Source organism: Micromonospora sp. KLBMP9576 (assembly GCF_050941805.1).
GTDB lineage: Bacteria > Actinomycetota > Actinomycetes > Mycobacteriales > Micromonosporaceae > Micromonospora.
On sequence record NZ_CP194567.1, the window covers coordinates 5,025,890 to 5,039,562 of the forward strand.

Annotated in this window: 13 protein-coding genes; 5 read left to right on the forward strand and 8 right to left on the reverse strand. The window is 74.5% G+C overall.

Annotation, left to right across the window (positions count from 1 at the left end):
* Positions 1-74: 74 nt before the first annotated feature.
* Complete coding sequence (pepN, locus tag ACQ452_RS22095) at positions 75-2,591, reverse strand: aminopeptidase N (RefSeq protein ID WP_433387013.1); 2,517 nt, start codon at positions 2,589-2,591, stop codon at positions 75-77.
* A gap of 70 nt (positions 2,592-2,661) precedes the next feature.
* Here pepN and ACQ452_RS22100 point away from each other — a divergent pair, with 70 nt between their 5' ends.
* Complete coding sequence (locus ACQ452_RS22100) at positions 2,662-2,880, forward strand: DUF397 domain-containing protein (RefSeq protein WP_357872000.1); 219 nt, start codon at positions 2,662-2,664, stop codon at positions 2,878-2,880.
* 74 nt (positions 2,881-2,954) lie between these two features.
* Here ACQ452_RS22100 and ACQ452_RS22105 read toward each other — a convergent pair whose 3' ends face one another.
* Complete coding sequence (locus ACQ452_RS22105; protein ID WP_433387014.1) at positions 2,955-4,853, reverse strand: hypothetical protein; 1,899 nt, start codon at positions 4,851-4,853, stop codon at positions 2,955-2,957.
* A 201-nt stretch (positions 4,854-5,054) separates the two neighbouring features.
* Positions 5,055-5,444, reverse strand: coding sequence for a hypothetical protein (locus tag ACQ452_RS22110; RefSeq protein ID WP_433387015.1), 390 nt, complete (start codon positions 5,442-5,444; stop codon positions 5,055-5,057).
* A 300-nt stretch (positions 5,445-5,744) separates the two neighbouring features.
* Here ACQ452_RS22110 and ACQ452_RS22115 point away from each other — a divergent pair, with 300 nt between their 5' ends.
* Positions 5,745-6,989: a cytochrome P450 gene (locus ACQ452_RS22115; protein WP_433387016.1), complete on the forward strand. Its 1,245-nt coding sequence runs from the start codon at positions 5,745-5,747 to the stop codon at positions 6,987-6,989.
* Between the two features lie 42 nt (positions 6,990-7,031).
* Here the strand turns inward: ACQ452_RS22115 and ACQ452_RS22120 are convergent, their stop codons facing one another.
* Together ACQ452_RS22120 and ACQ452_RS22125 are read right to left on the reverse strand one after the other, a co-directional pair.
* The gene (locus tag ACQ452_RS22120) at positions 7,032-8,204 is read right to left on the reverse strand and encodes a zinc-dependent alcohol dehydrogenase (protein ID WP_433387017.1); all 1,173 of its coding nucleotides are present in this window, start codon (positions 8,202-8,204) and stop codon (positions 7,032-7,034) included.
* Positions 8,201-8,836, reverse strand: a complete 636-nt coding sequence (locus ACQ452_RS22125; RefSeq protein ID WP_433387018.1) for an SRPBCC family protein — start codon at positions 8,834-8,836, stop codon at positions 8,201-8,203. The genes ACQ452_RS22120 and ACQ452_RS22125 overlap by 4 nt, the downstream gene beginning before the upstream one ends.
* 145 nt (positions 8,837-8,981) lie before the next feature.
* On the opposite strand from ACQ452_RS22125, the gene ACQ452_RS22130 reads away from it, so the two are divergent.
* Both ACQ452_RS22130 and ACQ452_RS22135 read left to right on the forward strand, forming a co-directional pair.
* On the forward strand, positions 8,982-9,719 hold the full coding sequence (locus ACQ452_RS22130) for a class I SAM-dependent DNA methyltransferase (RefSeq protein ID WP_433387019.1): 738 nt from the start codon (positions 8,982-8,984) through the stop codon (positions 9,717-9,719).
* Entirely contained in the window at positions 9,716-10,777 is a 1,062-nt protein-coding gene (locus ACQ452_RS22135) for a glycosyltransferase (protein WP_433387020.1), read from the forward strand. The genes ACQ452_RS22130 and ACQ452_RS22135 overlap by 4 nt, the downstream gene beginning before the upstream one ends.
* A 123-nt stretch (positions 10,778-10,900) precedes the next feature.
* Here ACQ452_RS22135 and ACQ452_RS22140 read toward each other — a convergent pair whose 3' ends face one another.
* The 3 genes from ACQ452_RS22140 to ACQ452_RS22150 are packed head-to-tail and all read right to left on the reverse strand — an operon-like array spanning position 10,901 to position 12,841.
* Positions 10,901-11,584: a DUF3618 domain-containing protein gene (locus tag ACQ452_RS22140; protein WP_433387021.1), complete on the reverse strand. Its 684-nt coding sequence runs from the start codon at positions 11,582-11,584 to the stop codon at positions 10,901-10,903.
* A complete protein-coding gene (locus tag ACQ452_RS22145) occupies positions 11,581-12,033 on the reverse strand; it encodes a phage holin family protein (RefSeq protein ID WP_433387022.1) in 453 nt (150 codons plus the stop codon). The genes ACQ452_RS22140 and ACQ452_RS22145 overlap by 4 nt, the downstream gene beginning before the upstream one ends.
* Before the next feature lie 31 nt (positions 12,034-12,064).
* Positions 12,065-12,841: a hypothetical protein gene (locus tag ACQ452_RS22150; protein WP_433387023.1), complete on the reverse strand. Its 777-nt coding sequence runs from the start codon at positions 12,839-12,841 to the stop codon at positions 12,065-12,067.
* A gap of 255 nt (positions 12,842-13,096) precedes the next feature.
* Between ACQ452_RS22150 and ACQ452_RS22155 the strand changes: the two genes are divergently transcribed.
* Positions 13,097-13,576 carry a DUF4383 domain-containing protein gene (locus tag ACQ452_RS22155; RefSeq protein WP_433387024.1) on the forward strand — a complete coding sequence of 160 codons (480 nt, stop codon included), beginning with the start codon at positions 13,097-13,099 and terminating at the stop codon, positions 13,574-13,576.
* Positions 13,577-13,673: the final 97 nt, after the last annotated feature.

Below are 13,673 nucleotides of genomic sequence, written 5' to 3' on the forward strand. Positions count from 1 at the left end.
GCCCGGGGCCACCGGTTGCGCCCCGGACGGCGCACGGCGGCACGCCCGGAGCGCGGGGCCGGCCGCCGCCGCGATCACGCCGAGGCGGCGGCGACCGCCGTGCGGGCCACCAGTGCGCGGCGCAGATCGTCGTCGGCGTCGGTCACCACCCGCCGCAGGCCGGGCGTCACGTCGTCGCGGGCCAGCAGCGCCGCGGCCGCCTCCCGGGTGGGCTGCGCCACGGCGTACCGGGGAAAGGCCCGCTTCGCCACCTGGTCCGCCACCGAGGGCGTACGCGACCGCGCGGCGGCCGGCATGTCGGCGAAGTAGCGGGGCACGTAGCCGGCGGTCAGTGCCGCCTGCTCGGGCTGCCAGAACCCCTCCGCGGTCGCCTCGACGAGCCGGTTCGACAGCGTGGTGTTCGACACGACGATCTCCCACGCGGCCCGCTTGGCATCCGGGTCGGGCAGCGCGCCCCGGCACCGGGCGGCCCACTCGGCACCGGCGGCGCTCGGGTCGGCCGCGGCCGCCGTGTCGATCTCCGCGGCCCCGGCCGCGCCGAGCACCACCAGCCGCAACAGCGACGACCAGCGCAGCTCGGCGTCGACCGCCAACCCCGGCGGGACGTCCCGGCCGGCGAGCCAGCCGGCCAACCGGTCCGCGTCGGTGCTGGCGGCGATCCAGCCCCGGGCCGCCGCGAGCTGCAACGACCCGCCGGCCGGGGCGCGGTCGAGCGACGTCCGGCAGGCAGCGGCGACCTGCGCCAGGGCGGCCTCGCGGGCGAGCGGGTCGAGGTAGCGGTCGATCAACGAGCGGCTGAGCACGAGCACGTCCTCGGCGATGATCACTTCCGTCTCGGCGGGCAGGGCGGTGGCGATCAGGGCGACCAACCCGGAGACCGGCCGTTCGCCGTCGATGGCGGCGTCCAGCACCGCGCCCCAGAGCAGCGCCCGGGCCAGGGGGTCGCCCAGGCCGGGCAGCACCAGCGGCACGGCGTCGGCGGACGCGGGATCGAGGCGGACCTTCGCGAACGTCAGGTCGCCGTCGTTGGGCAGCAGCAGCCGGGCCGCCGGCTCGCCGGCCAGCCCGGAGAGCACCGTCCGGCCGCCGTCGGCATCCGGGTCGAGGTCGACCTCCGTCCGGACGGCCGCGCCGTCGGCGGCGTACCGGCCGACACCGATGCGGTGCGGGCGCAGCACCGGATGCGACCCGGGGGCGGTCTGCACGACAGCCACCTCGCGGTAGCGGCCGTCGGCGTCGACGGTGACCTCCGCGCGCAGCGTGTTGACCTGCGCCGAGCGCAGCCAGCGCGCCGCCCAGTCGGACAGGTCGCGCCCGCTGGCGGTGGCGAGGCTGTCGAGCAGGTCGGCCAGGGTGGCGTTGCCGAACCGGTGCTTCGCGAAGTGGGCGTTGAGCCCGGCGAGGAAGGCGTCGTCGCCCAGCCAGGCGACGAGCTGCCGCAGCACGCTGGCGCCCTTGGCGTACGAGATGCCGTCGAAGTTGAGCAGCCCCTCGGCGGCGTCGGCGACCTCCCGTGGGGCCACGGGGTGCGTCGAGGGGCGCTGGTCGGCCGCGTAGCCCCACGCCTTGCGCCGCAGGGCGAAGGTCGTCCAGGCCCGGTCGAACCGGGTCGCCTCCGCCGTCACCCGGGTGCCGAGGTACTCCGCGAAGGACTCGTTCAGCCACAGGTCGTCCCACCAGCGCATGGTGACCAGGTCGCCGAACCACATGTGCGCCATCTCGTGGGCGATGGTGGTGGCGCGCTGTTCCCGCTCCGTGTCGGTGACGGCCGAGCGGAAGACGTAGTCGTCGCGCAGGGTGACGAGGCCGGGGTTCTCCATCGCGCCGGGGTTGAACTCCGGCACGAACGCCTGGTCGTACTTGCCGAACGGGTAGCGCTCGGCGAAGAGCTGGTGGAACCGGTCCAGGCACTGCTTCGTGACGGTGAGGATCTCCTGCGCGTCGGCGTCCAGGTGGGCCGCCTGTGAGCGCCGGCAGTAGAGGCCGAGCGGGATGCCGTCGTGCTCGTCGCGCCGCACGTGCCAGGGACCGGCGATCACCGAGACGAGGTACGTGGCCAGCGGCGCCGTCGGGGCGAACTCCCAGCGCCCGGGGCGCGGGGTGGCGGCGGGGGTGCCGTTGGCCGCCACCAGCCAGTGCGGCGGGGCGGTGACCGACAGGGTGACCGGGGCCTTCAGGTCGGGCTGGTCGAAGGCGGCGAAGATGCGCTGCGCGTTGTCCAGGAAGGACATCGCGTAGACGTAGGTCTCGCCGTCGGCCGGGTCGATGAAGCGGTGCATCCCCTCACCCGTGTTCGAGTACGCCATCTCGGCGTGCACGGTGAGCGTGTTGGCCGCGGCCAGCCCGGTCAGCGGCAGCCGGCCGCCCGCCAGCCCGGACGGTGCGACGTCGCGGTCGTTGAGGCGTACCGCCAGCAGGCTCGCGGGCCGGACCTCGACGAAGGTGGCCGACCCGGGGGTAGCCCGGAAGCGGATGGTGACGTCGGAGCGGAAGTGCTCGCCGTCGCCGCTCAGGTCGAGGTCCACGTGGTAGGACTCGACGGTGATCGCCGCGCCACGCGCGGTCGCCTCTACACGGGTCAGGCTCGGCATCCGCTTATCCTGCCCGATGGGGAACCGTACGTGTCTCCCCCATGACCCCGTGGCACTGGAGGAATGAACGATGGCTACGCACCCCAAGGGCGATTTCGACCTCTCCCGGGCGGTCTGGCAGCGGGCCGAGGGCGACACCTCCGAGAGCGCCGTCGAGGTCGCCTTCGTGGACGACCTCATCGGCATGCGCAACTCCGCGGAGCCCGACGGCCCCGTCCTGGTCTTCACGCAGGCGGAGTGGGACGCCTTCGTCGCCGGCGCCCAGGACGGCGAGTTCGACCTGGACTGACGGCGACCGCCTGCGAGACCCGGCCACCCCCGGTGCGCCGCCGGACGATCGGCGGCGCACCGGGGGTGGTCTTCTCAGGCGCCCGGTCGCTGTGGGCGCACCCGCCGGGCCACCGCCGACCAGAGCTGGCCACCGAGCCTGGTCCGTTTGATCCACCGAAGGCGGGAGATCGCGCCGCCGGCCGGCTGGCGCTGCTGCGGGGGCGCGGTGATCCGGGCGTACGTGGCGCCGGTGGCGGGGCGCGTGGCGCCCGCTTCGAACTGTTCGGAGGCGAGCGCCAGCCAGGTGAACTGTTGCAGCGTCCGCTGGTCGGGGCGGCCACCTCGGGCCGCGGTGCGCAGCGCCTTCTCCACGACGGGCCGGCGCACGAGCCGGGTCAGCGGGCCGTGCGCGGTGTCCAGCAGGCCGGCCATGGTCCGCAGGCCGTCGCCCTCCCACACCCGGGTGGCGGTGGACGGGCCGGTGGAGACGCTGACGAACGGGATGTCCGCCCACTCGGGCACCAGGCGGGCGATCAGCCCGGTGTGCAGCAGCCGCTCGCGCTTCTGCTGTGGAGTCAGCGCGAAGGTGGCGGTGACGAAACCGGGGGCGAGGAACGGGGTGACCATTCCGATCGCGTAGGCGGACGTGTACCAGCGGCGGACCCGCTCCACCAGGTAGATGTAGTCGACCAGGCGCAGGTCGTGCAGGCCGAGCCGGGTGCCGTGGTCGAGCAGCCCGCCGATCCGTTCGCGTTCCGCGGCGATGACGTCCGCCTCGGCCACGCCCGCCGGCACGGCGTTGAGCAGGCGCGTCAGGGCGGTCTCCCGCGCGGACGGCTCGCTTTCGTCGTCCGTCGGCGGGTACCAGTATTCGTTGGCGAGTTCACCGGCGGCGCCGGTGAAGGTCGCCGGGGTGGCATGGTCCGCCAGACGTGCCGGGCCGGCGGGGCGCACCAGATAGCTGGAGGGGAACTGGTAGTCGGTGCGCAGTTGCAGCCGGCGGGTGCGCTCGTGCAGGCCGAACTCGAGCACGTTGGCCTGCGCCCCGGCGAGCCGAAGCGTGTGTTCCGGGCGCAGTCCCCGCTTGTCACGCAGGATCCTGACCAGCTCCCGGGCGACCTCGCCCTCGGCCCGGGTGTCCTCGTTGGTCAGGAACCGGGGGGTCCGGCCGGCCGCGATCAGCGACGCGGCGATGAGCCGCGAGTCCTTGCCGCCGGACAGCCCGAGGGTGATGTCCTCGTCGTACAGGCCGTGGATGCTGGCGGCGGTGGTCGTGATGGCGCTCGCGGCCCGTTCCAGCAGTTCCGTCAAGGGCCGTTCCTGCGCCGCCAGCCCCTCGCGCACCACGTCGTCGGTGGAGTATTTCGTCGTGCTGGTGAGCGCCCACCCGCCGCCGTCGCGCCGCCGGCCGGTCACCCGCTCACCCGGACGGAGCAGTCGGGCGCCCTGCAGGGGGGAGCTCTCGCCGCCGAAGTGCCCACAGAGGGTGTAGGACATCCAGCCGTCCAGGTCGGGCCGTGGCTCGCCGTGCAGGAACGCGGCGAGCAGGCCGGGCCGGGTGCAGAAGGCCGTCAGGCCGCCCGCACCGCCGGTGAAGATCCGGCACATGCCGACCCAGTCCTGCTGCAGGGCGAAGCTCCCGGCCGCGTCGAGGGCCAGCAGACCGAACGGTGGCACCACCTCGCGGTGCACCTCGTCGCCCGCCAGCAGGCGTGCGGCCAGCCCCGCCGGGCCGCCCGTGACGTCCACCCCGACGGGCAGTCCGAGCGAGACGGCGGTGACCGGCCCGGCCGTGCCGACGGTCGGCCACCGGTAGGCGCCCACGTCACTGCGGTGCAGGACCGTCACGCCCCAGTCGTCGGCCCCGAACTCGTGTCGTATGTAACTTTCGGGCACCACGTCGGCGACGGCCGTCTCGAAGCGCTTCCTCGCGGCTCGCCGGGCGCCCTCCGGCAGGTTGTCGTCGGCGAACCAGGCCAACATCACGTGCATGTGTTTGTTCCCCCATGTTTCCAGCGCGACGGAGTCACGCCTTCACGCGCAGTGAACCCGTTCGGCGCCCGGCCGACTGCCCCGGTGAACAAACGACGCACTTCCGGCATTGGTGATTGGGGGCTGACTTTCGGTGACCAGCACGGCGAGCATTACCGCTAAAACCCTCCGAAAAGGGGTCGTGGTGGCACCGGGGCCGGGTCAGTCGCCGCCGCCCCAGCCGAGCCCGCCGGGCCCCGGGGCATGGTGGAAACCGGGATGGCCGGCGACGTCCACGCAGCGGTCGCCGTCGGGGCCGCCCGCGCCGCAGAAGAGCCGCTCGGCCTGCTGCCACGCGTCCGCCGGCGACAGCGCCGACGCGCCCAGCGCCAGCTCCGCCCGCAGCAGGCTCAGCGCCTCCGCGTATCCGACGGCGAACTCCCGGGCCGACAGCAGGTCGGGTGCGGTGAAGCCGAGATGCACCGTGAAGAACCGGTCCGGCCGGGTCGGACGGCCGGGCGCGGTGATCAACGGCGCGGGGGTCCCCCGCGCCGCGCCGAGCGCCTCCACGGCCTGCCGCTGCCGCCAGTACGGCGGTCTGTTGTCGCGCATTGGTCCTCCCCGTGGCAGTGGCGCGCGGCCCACCCCGTGGCGGGCCGCCCCTGTGCCGGCCCGGCGTGACACCGCATGACATCGGCGGCACGCCGGGCCGCTGCCCCCGAGAAAACCAGCTTTCCGCGGCCCTGGGAGGGGCCAGCGGGCGTACCCGTCGTGGGCCCCTCCCCCGGTCGGGCCCGGCCACCGGCGCCGCGGTCGCCCGCCCGGCGGGATTCAGCCACCCCGGCCCGGGTAGACGCACAGGGCATGGACAGGACTCGGCCGGCGACGGCCCCACCACGGTCAGGAGATCCGATGGCGACCATCCCGACGGAGCGCGCCCCGGACAGCTCGGTGGCGTTCCTGCGCGACGGCTACCGCTTCGTCGGCCGGCGCTGCGAGCGCCACGGCAGCGACATCTTCCAGGCCCGGCTGCTGCTGGAACCCACCATCTGCCTGCGCGGCCGGCCGGCGGCGGAGCTCTTCTACGACACCGAACGGTTCGTCCGGGCGGGCGCGCTGCCGAAGCGGGCACAGCGCACCCTGACCGGCGTCGGCAGCGTGCAGGGCCTCGACGGGGCGGACCACACCGACCGCAAGGCCATGCTCATGTCCCTCATGACGCCGGCCGAGGTCCGCCGCCTCGCACAACTCTTCGACGACGAGTGGCGGGCCCGGATCCCGGCCTGGGGCGCGAGCGGCCCGGTGGTGCTCCACGACGAGGTCGCCCGGCTGCTGACCCGTGCGGTCTGCGCCTGGGCCGGCGTGCCGCTCCCGGACTCCGACGTGGACAGGCGTACCGCCGAGCTGCACTCGATGATCGAGGCGCCGGCGGCGCTGGGCCCCGCGCACTGGCGGGGCCTGCGGGATCGCCGCCGGGCCGAACGCTGGCTCGGCGACATCGTCGACCGGGTGCGCGCCGGCACCCTCCCGGCTCCCGACGGCAGCGCGCTGCGGGTGATCGCCGGGCACCGCGACGCACACGGCCGGCTGCTCCCCCGCCGGATCGCGGCCGTCGAGCTGCTCAACGTGCTGCGTCCCACGGTCGCCGTCGACCGGTTCGTCGTCTTCGCCGCACTGGCCCTGCACGACCACCCGGCCTGGCGGCAGCGGGTCCGCGAGAGCGACGAGGCCACCGAGAGCTTCGTGCAGGAGGTACGCCGCTACTACCCCTTCTTCCCGGTGGCCGCCGCCCGCGTGCGCCGCTCCTTCGACTGGCAGGGCTACCACTTCCCGCGCGGCCGGCGGGTGCTGCTCGACCTGTACGGCACCAACCACCACCCGGCGCTCTGGCCGGAGCCGGAGCGGTTCCGGCCGGAACGGTTCACCGGTTGGCGGGGCGACCCGTTCGCGCTCGTCCCCCAGGGCGGCGGCGACCACCTGGCGGGCCACCGGTGCGCCGGGGAGTGGCTCACGATCGAGCTGATGAAGCGGGCGGTGACGAACCTGACCACCGCGATGCGCTACGACGTCCCCCCGCAGGACCTGGCGCTGAGCCTGCGGCGGATGCCGGCGCTGCCGCCGAGCGGTTTCCTGATCACCAACGTCCGTCCGGCCTGAGCGGCGGCGCGCCGCGGGGGCGGACCCCGCGGCGCGGCCGGCTCAGGCGGGGTGCAGGACGGTACGCAGGCAGCCGTCCTCCTTCTTCTCGAACATCTCGTAGCCCCGCGCGCCCTGCTCGAGCGGCATCGGGTGGGTGGCCAGGTAGCCGGGATCGATCTCGCCGGCCGCGATCCGGTCCAGCAGCATCGGGATGTAGCGCTGGGCGTGCATCTGCCCCATCCGCAGCACCAGGGCCTTGTTCATGGCCGCGCCGAGCGGGAACTTGTCCACCAGTCCGGCGTAGACACCGACGATGCTCACCGTGCCGCCCTTGCGACAGGCCATGATCGCCTGTCGTACGGAGGTGGGCCGGTCGGTCTGCAGCCGGGCGGTCTGCTTCGCCTTGTCGTACGCGTACGCCGGGCCGACGTCGTGCGACTCCATGCCGACAGCCTCGATGCAGGCGTCCGGTCCCCGACCGGCGGTCATCTCCCGCAGCGCCTCCAGCACGTCGGTCTCGGCGTAGTTGACCGTTTCCACGCCGAGCCGGTCGGCGGCGGTGGCGAGCCGTTCCGGCAGCCGGTCGATCACGATCACCCGCTCGGCGCCGAGGAGCTGCGCGGAGCGGGCCGCCATCTGCCCGACCCCGCCGGCGCCCCAGACCGCGACCACCTCGCCGCCGGAGAGCGCGCAGAAGTCGGCGGCCATCCAGCCGGTGGGCATCGCGTCGGAGGCGAACACCACCGAGTCGTCGGGCACCCCGTCGGGGACCTTGAACGCCCCGACGTCGCCGAAGGGCACCCGGACATACTCGGCGTGGCTGCCGGAGTAGCCCCCGGCGGCGTGCGAGTAGCCGAGGATGCCGGCCGGGGAGTGCCCCCAGAGCTTCTCGGTGAAGACCGGCTGCGGGTTGGAGTTGTCGCAGAGCGAGTACTGCTCGGTGCGGCAGTACCAGCAGCCGCCGCAGGCCACCACCGAGCCGACCACGACGCGGTCACCGACGCGCAGCCGGCGTACCCCGGGGCCGGTCTCCACGACCTCGCCCATGAACTCGTGGCCGAGGACGTCGCCCTCCCGCATCGCCGGCAGGAAGCCGTTGATCAGGTGCAGGTCGGAGCCGCACACGCTGCTGGCCCCCACCTTGACGACGATGTCGCCCTCGGCGCGGATGCGCGGCTCCGGCACGTCGCGTACGGCCAGCTTGCCGACGCCTTCCCAGCAGAGCGCCCTCACGCCCGTCCTCCCGTCGTCAACCTGTCGCGGACCTTGTCCGTCGCCTTCTCCTGGGCCGGCCCCCGCCCGGACGGGTCGCGCCGGGTGTCGATCACCTGCCCGCACTCCACCAGCGCCTTCACCCGGCGCAGCGCGTCGCGCAGGGCCAGGTCCGGGTCGTCGCCGCCGACGAGCCCGAGGGCCCGGCGCAGCGGCCCGGAGCGCCACCGCAGCTCGGCGCGGACCTCCGTGCCCCGGTCCTGGGGCGCCGGCGTCAGCTCGACCGTGCCCTCCTGCTCGGCGCCGTCGGTGACCCGCCAGCGCAGCCGCCCGGGGCCCGTCACGGTGATCTCGGCCCGCCACTCGGCGCCCCCACCGGCGGGGTCCCGCGCCACGCAACGCCACCTGTCGTCGTCGAGCTGTTCCAGCGTCGCCCACTCGGCCAGCGCCCGGTCCATCCGCTCCCGGTCGGTCCAGAAGCCGATCACCGCCGCCACCGGCCGGTCGATGGTCACGCCGCGGCGCACCACGTACCAGCCGTCGGCGCGCTCGGGCTGGTGCCGGCGCCGTCGCCGGGCCACCGCCCGGCCGACGCCGACCCCGGTCACCGCGGTGGCGCCGAGCAGCGCCCACCTCGTTCCGTTGTTGGTCATCACGCCTCCTCCGCGGGGCGCCCGGGGATGGACCACCCGCACAGTTGCGCTACCCGGGGCCGGCGGGCCGAAACGACGTCCCGGTTTGACCGGCCGCTGCACGGGCACCTGCTGCAGGCATCCACCGGCACCCGGGAGGCACGCCTTGTCCTTCGACGCGAGCGAGTACGGCCGGCACGTCGCGGAGGTCTACGACGAGGCGTACACACACCTGACGCCGGACGCCGCCGTGCAGCGGCTCGCCGCGCTGGCCGACGGCGGCCCGGTGTGCGAGTTCGGGATCGGCACGGGCCGGCTCGCGTTGCCGCTGGTCGCCCGGGGGCTGACGGTCGCCGGCGTGGAGGGCTCACCGGAGATGGTCGCCGCGCTACGCGCGAAGCCCGGCGGCGACGACGTCGAGGTGGCCGTCGGCGACTTCGCCGCGACCCGGGTGCCCGGCGAGTTCGCCCTGGTGGTGCTGGCCTTCAACACGATCTTCGCGCTGCCCGACCAGGCCGCCCAGGTGGCCTGCTTCCGCAACGCCGCCGCCCACCTGCGCCCCGGCGGTCGGTTCGTCGTCGAGGCGTGGGTGCCCGACCCGGGCGCGTTCCGCGCCGGCGGCGCCCTGCGGCCGGTGCGGGTGGCGGAGGACGTGGTGTTGCTGGAGGCGGCCCTGCTGCACCCCGCCGAGCAGCGGATGACCACCACGAAGGTCCGGTTCACCAGCGGCGGGGTGCACCTGCTGCCGGCCAACCACCGCTACGCCTGGCCGGCTGAACTGGACCTGATGGCCGAGCTGGCCGGGCTGCGCCGGGAGCACCGCTGGGAGGACTGGACGGGCCGCCCGTTCACCGACCACAGCCGTGAGCACGTGTCGGTCTACCGCCGCCCGGAGCACCCGTGAGCGCCCCGACCCGCCCGGGCGGGCCCACCCCGGCAGGTGCGGGCTCACCGTCCGTGGGCGGTGAGCCCGCCCCGGCGGCCGGCGGCGTCGACGACCGTCGGCTTCCCGTGGCGTACGTCCTGCCGCTGCGCTGGACCGACGACGCCGACCTGCCCGGGCTGACCCGTTACCTGGGCTGGCTGAGCGCGCGGGTCGACGTGACCGTCGTCGACGGCTCGCCCCCGGAACTGTTCGCCCGGCACGGGCGGGCCTGGCGCGGCCTGCTCCGGCACCTGCGGCCCGATCCCGCGCTGCGCGGGGTCAACGGCAAGGTGACCGGGGTGCTCACCGGCGTCGCGGCGGCCCGGCACGAGCACGTGGTGATCGCCGACGACGACGTCCGCTACGACGAGGCGGGGCTGCGCGCCGTGCACCGGCTGCTCGACCGGGTGGACCTGGTGCGCCCGCAGAACTACTTCGACCCGCTGCCCTGGCACGCCTGGTGGGACACCGGCCGGACCCTGCTCAACCGGGCGCTGGGCGCCGACTACCCGGGCACCCTCGCGGTGCGCCGGAGCACCTTCCTCGCCATGGGCGGGTACGACCCCGACGTGCTCTTCGAGAACCTGGAACTGATCCGCACCGTTCGCGCGTACGGGGGGACCGAGGCGGCACCCGCCTGGCTGCACGTACGCCGGTTGCCACCGGACACCGCCCACTTCCTCGGCCAGCGGGTCCGCCAGGCGTACGACGACCTGGCCCAGCCGGCCCGCCTGGTGGCCTCGCTCGCGGTCCTGCCGGCGCTGGCGGCGGCGGTCGCGGCCCGGCGACCGGGGCTGCTGCTCGCCGCGGCCGTGAGCACGGTGGCGCTCGCGGAGGCGGGCCGGCGCCGGGGCGGTGGCACCTCGGTGTTCCCGCCGGCCACCGCCCTGGCGGCCCCGCTCTGGGTGCTGGAGAGGGGCGTGTGCGGCTGGCTCGCCGTCGGCCGGCGCGTGCTCTTCGGCGGGGTCCGCTACGCCGGTGGCCGGGTGCGCCGCGCCGCCCACTTCGAGCGCACCCTGCGCCGCCACGCCCGCTGACCGGCACCCGCCGGCCCGTAGCACCGCCAACCGGCCGGTACGCACACGACAGCTCGCGGCCACTACCGGAGGGGTGCTCCGTGAGTGGCCGCGAGCGGCGGCGTGCGGCGACCTGTCGTCCGGTCAGTACTGCGCCTGTTCGCGCGACTGCTGTGCGTGGTCCTTCACGTCGTGCGCCGCCGAGCGGCTGTCGTCCTTGACGGCGTGCACCGCGTCCTGGGCGGTGGAACGCACCGACTGGGTGGCCTGCTGCGCCGGCTCGCGCAGTTCCTCCTTCAGCTCGGTGGCGACCTCGCCCAGCTTCTCCTTCACCACCCCGGCGTGCTCGCCGGCCTTCTCCTTCACCTGCGACGCCACCTGCTGCTCGCGGCGCGTCGACGGGATCAGCGAGGAGGCGAGCCAGCCCACGCCGAAGGCGATCAGGCCCGCGGCCAGCGGGTTGCCCTCGGACTTCTGCCGGATCGCGTGCGGCGCCCGCTGCGCGGCGTCGCTGACCGTCGAGGCGGCCGAGTGGGCCTTGTCGCTGACCGTCGAGGCGGCCGAGTGGGCCCTGTCGCTGACGGTGGAGGCCGCCGAGGAGGCGTGGTCGCCCACCGCGTGGGCGCCGTGCTTGGTGCTGTGACCCAGGTCGGAAGCGCTTCCCATCACCTTGTCCCTCACATTCTGCAGTGCGTTGCGGGCCCGCTGCTTACGGTCGTCGACGATGCGGGCGGGGCTGACCTTGTACGCCAGCGCGTCCACGTCGGAACTCAGGTTGCTGCGGGTGTATTCGATCTCCCGGCGGATCTGGTCCGGGTCGGTGCTCATCGGTTGACCTCCTGCGGGTGGGGCTTGAGCGCGTCGGGAATGCGCTGCACGCTGTCGTTGGTCTGCTTGAGGCCGCGGATCTGCTCGGCGTTCTTCTTCGCCTTGGAATAGAGGACCGCGGCGATCGCACCCCAGATGACGGCCACGATCAGCGCCGCCCAGCCGGCGTCCATGACGTTGGACAGCCCGGCCCAGAGGGCCAGCGAGAGGAAGAGGGCCACCATGTAGCCGCCGAAGCCGGCCCCGCCGAAGAAGCCGGCGGTCTTGCCCGCCTTCTTGCCCTCCTGGCGGATCTCGGCCTTGGCCAGCTCCACCTCCTGCCGCATGAGGGTGGACAGGTCGCTGGTGACCTGACGCATCAGCTCACCGATCGAGCTGCCCCTGACCTCGTCCGCGTCGTGGGGGTGGTGACCGGAGACCGGTCCCGCGCCCTGCGTCGGCATGCTCATGCCGCCGCCTCCCTTCGGGTGACTCGTGGGCTCACGGGCGGGTGGTGCCGGTGGACGGCACGCCCGGCAGCGGGTCGGTCTGGCTCACCGGCGGCAGCGGCTGGCCCACGCCACCGGCGGGGTCGGCGTAGCTGGTGGTGGTCTGCGGGTCGGCGTACGCCCCGGGGGTCGGGTCGAGGTAGCCGCCCGGCGGCACGGCGTCCGGCACCGCGCGCGGAGCCGGCGGCGTCGGGATGACCGCGGTCTGCTCCGGGTCGTAGCCGGCACCCCGGTCGTAGCCGGAGCGGCCGTTGCCGCCCTGGTCCCCGGCGGCGGAGATGTTCTTGGTCAGCCGGCCGGCGAGCACACCGAGCACGGCGGCGCCGACCAGGAAGGTGCCCGGGTTGCGGCGTGCGTAGTCCCGCACCTCGGTGATGATGTCGCCGGGCTCGCGCTGCTCCAGCCAGCCGGCCACGCCGTGCACCCGGTCGGCGGCCTGGCGGGCGATCTCCGTCACCGGACCGGCCTGGCCGCCCTGCTCGGCCATCGAACGCATCTCGTCGGCCAGCGAGCGGAGCCCACCGGCGGCACGCCGCTGCTGCTCGCCGGTCTGGCTGGCGAGCTGGTTGCGGGCCTCGCCGTAGAGGTTGCGCGCCTGGCGCTTCGCCTCACCGGCGACCTCCCGGCCCTGTTCCCTGGCGGTCTCGGCGACTGCGCCGCCGGCCTGCCTGGCCTCCGAGCCGACCTGTCGGGCCTGCTCGCGGACACCGCCGCCGTTGGTCGGATCCTGCCCGTACGTGGAAGTCGTGGGTGGCAGATCGTAGGTCATGGTTTCCCTTCCGCTCGGAAAGTCTCTGCGGGTGTGTACTGGGGGGATGCGCGCCGGCAGTTTCTGCCGTCGCATCTTTTGACCTACCCCGCGCTACCGCTTCCATACCTCGTTCGTGGTTTCTGCCACGCCACACCGCCGGCGGTCCACAAAATGGAGGATCGTCGGGCGGGAGTGACGACACCGTCACCGACGGCGGTCCTCGCGGCCGGCGCCGCGGGCAGGGCGCTCCGCGGGTCCTTGGGAGGTGAGTCGATGGCACGCTACGCACGCGGTGGCCCGCCGGCCCGGCGGCCGGGGGTGCAGCTCGCCGCCGTGGCCGCGGCCGGGCTCTTCGCCCTGATCGGGGTGCTCGGGTTCATTCCCGGCGTCACCACCGGCTACGGCGACATGTCGTTCGCCGGCCACCATTCGCAGGCCCGGCTGCTCGGCCTGTTCCAGGTGTCGATCCTGCACAACGCCCTGCACCTGGGCTTCGGGCTGGTCGGCCTGCTGCTGGCCCGCAGCGTCGCCGGCGCCCGGCTCTTCCTAGCCGGCGGCGGCGCCCTCTACCTGGGGCTGTGGCTGTACGGCTTCGCCATCGACCGGGAGAGCGCGGCGAACTTCCTCCCCGTCAACGACGCCGACAACTACCTGCACCTGTTCCTCGGCTTCGGCATGCTCGCCCTCGGGCTGTTGCTCTCCAACCGGCTCGGCACGGGCGCCCCGCTGGACGACCCCTTCGACCGCCCCTGACCCGCGGTCTCGCGGCGTCTGGCTGGCGGACGGCCACCGCCCTGCCACCGATCTGCGCGGGCTCGTTCGCCGGCCACGGGTTCCCCGCGGTCGGCAC

Bases quoted from the DNA above. Each gene is read 5' to 3' on its own strand.
- pepN (WP_433387013.1), bottom strand. From the start codon at position 2,591: ATGCCGAGCCTGACCCGTGTAGAGGCGACCGCGCGTGGCGCGGCGATC.
- ACQ452_RS22100 (WP_357872000.1), top strand. From the start codon at position 2,662: ATGGCTACGCACCCCAAGGGCGATTTCGACCTCTCCCGGGCGGTCTGG.
- ACQ452_RS22105 (WP_433387014.1), bottom strand. From the start codon at position 4,853: ATGCACGTGATGTTGGCCTGGTTCGCCGACGACAACCTGCCGGAGGGC.
- ACQ452_RS22110 (WP_433387015.1), bottom strand. From the start codon at position 5,444: ATGCGCGACAACAGACCGCCGTACTGGCGGCAGCGGCAGGCCGTGGAG.
- ACQ452_RS22115 (WP_433387016.1), top strand. From the start codon at position 5,745: ATGGCGACCATCCCGACGGAGCGCGCCCCGGACAGCTCGGTGGCGTTC.
- ACQ452_RS22125 (WP_433387018.1), bottom strand. From the start codon at position 8,836: ATGACCAACAACGGAACGAGGTGGGCGCTGCTCGGCGCCACCGCGGTG.
- ACQ452_RS22140 (WP_433387021.1), bottom strand. From the start codon at position 11,584: ATGAGCACCGACCCGGACCAGATCCGCCGGGAGATCGAATACACCCGC.
- ACQ452_RS22145 (WP_433387022.1), bottom strand. From the start codon at position 12,033: ATGAGCATGCCGACGCAGGGCGCGGGACCGGTCTCCGGTCACCACCCC.
- ACQ452_RS22150 (WP_433387023.1), bottom strand. From the start codon at position 12,841: ATGACCTACGATCTGCCACCCACGACTTCCACGTACGGGCAGGATCCG.
- ACQ452_RS22155 (WP_433387024.1), top strand. From the start codon at position 13,097: ATGGCACGCTACGCACGCGGTGGCCCGCCGGCCCGGCGGCCGGGGGTG.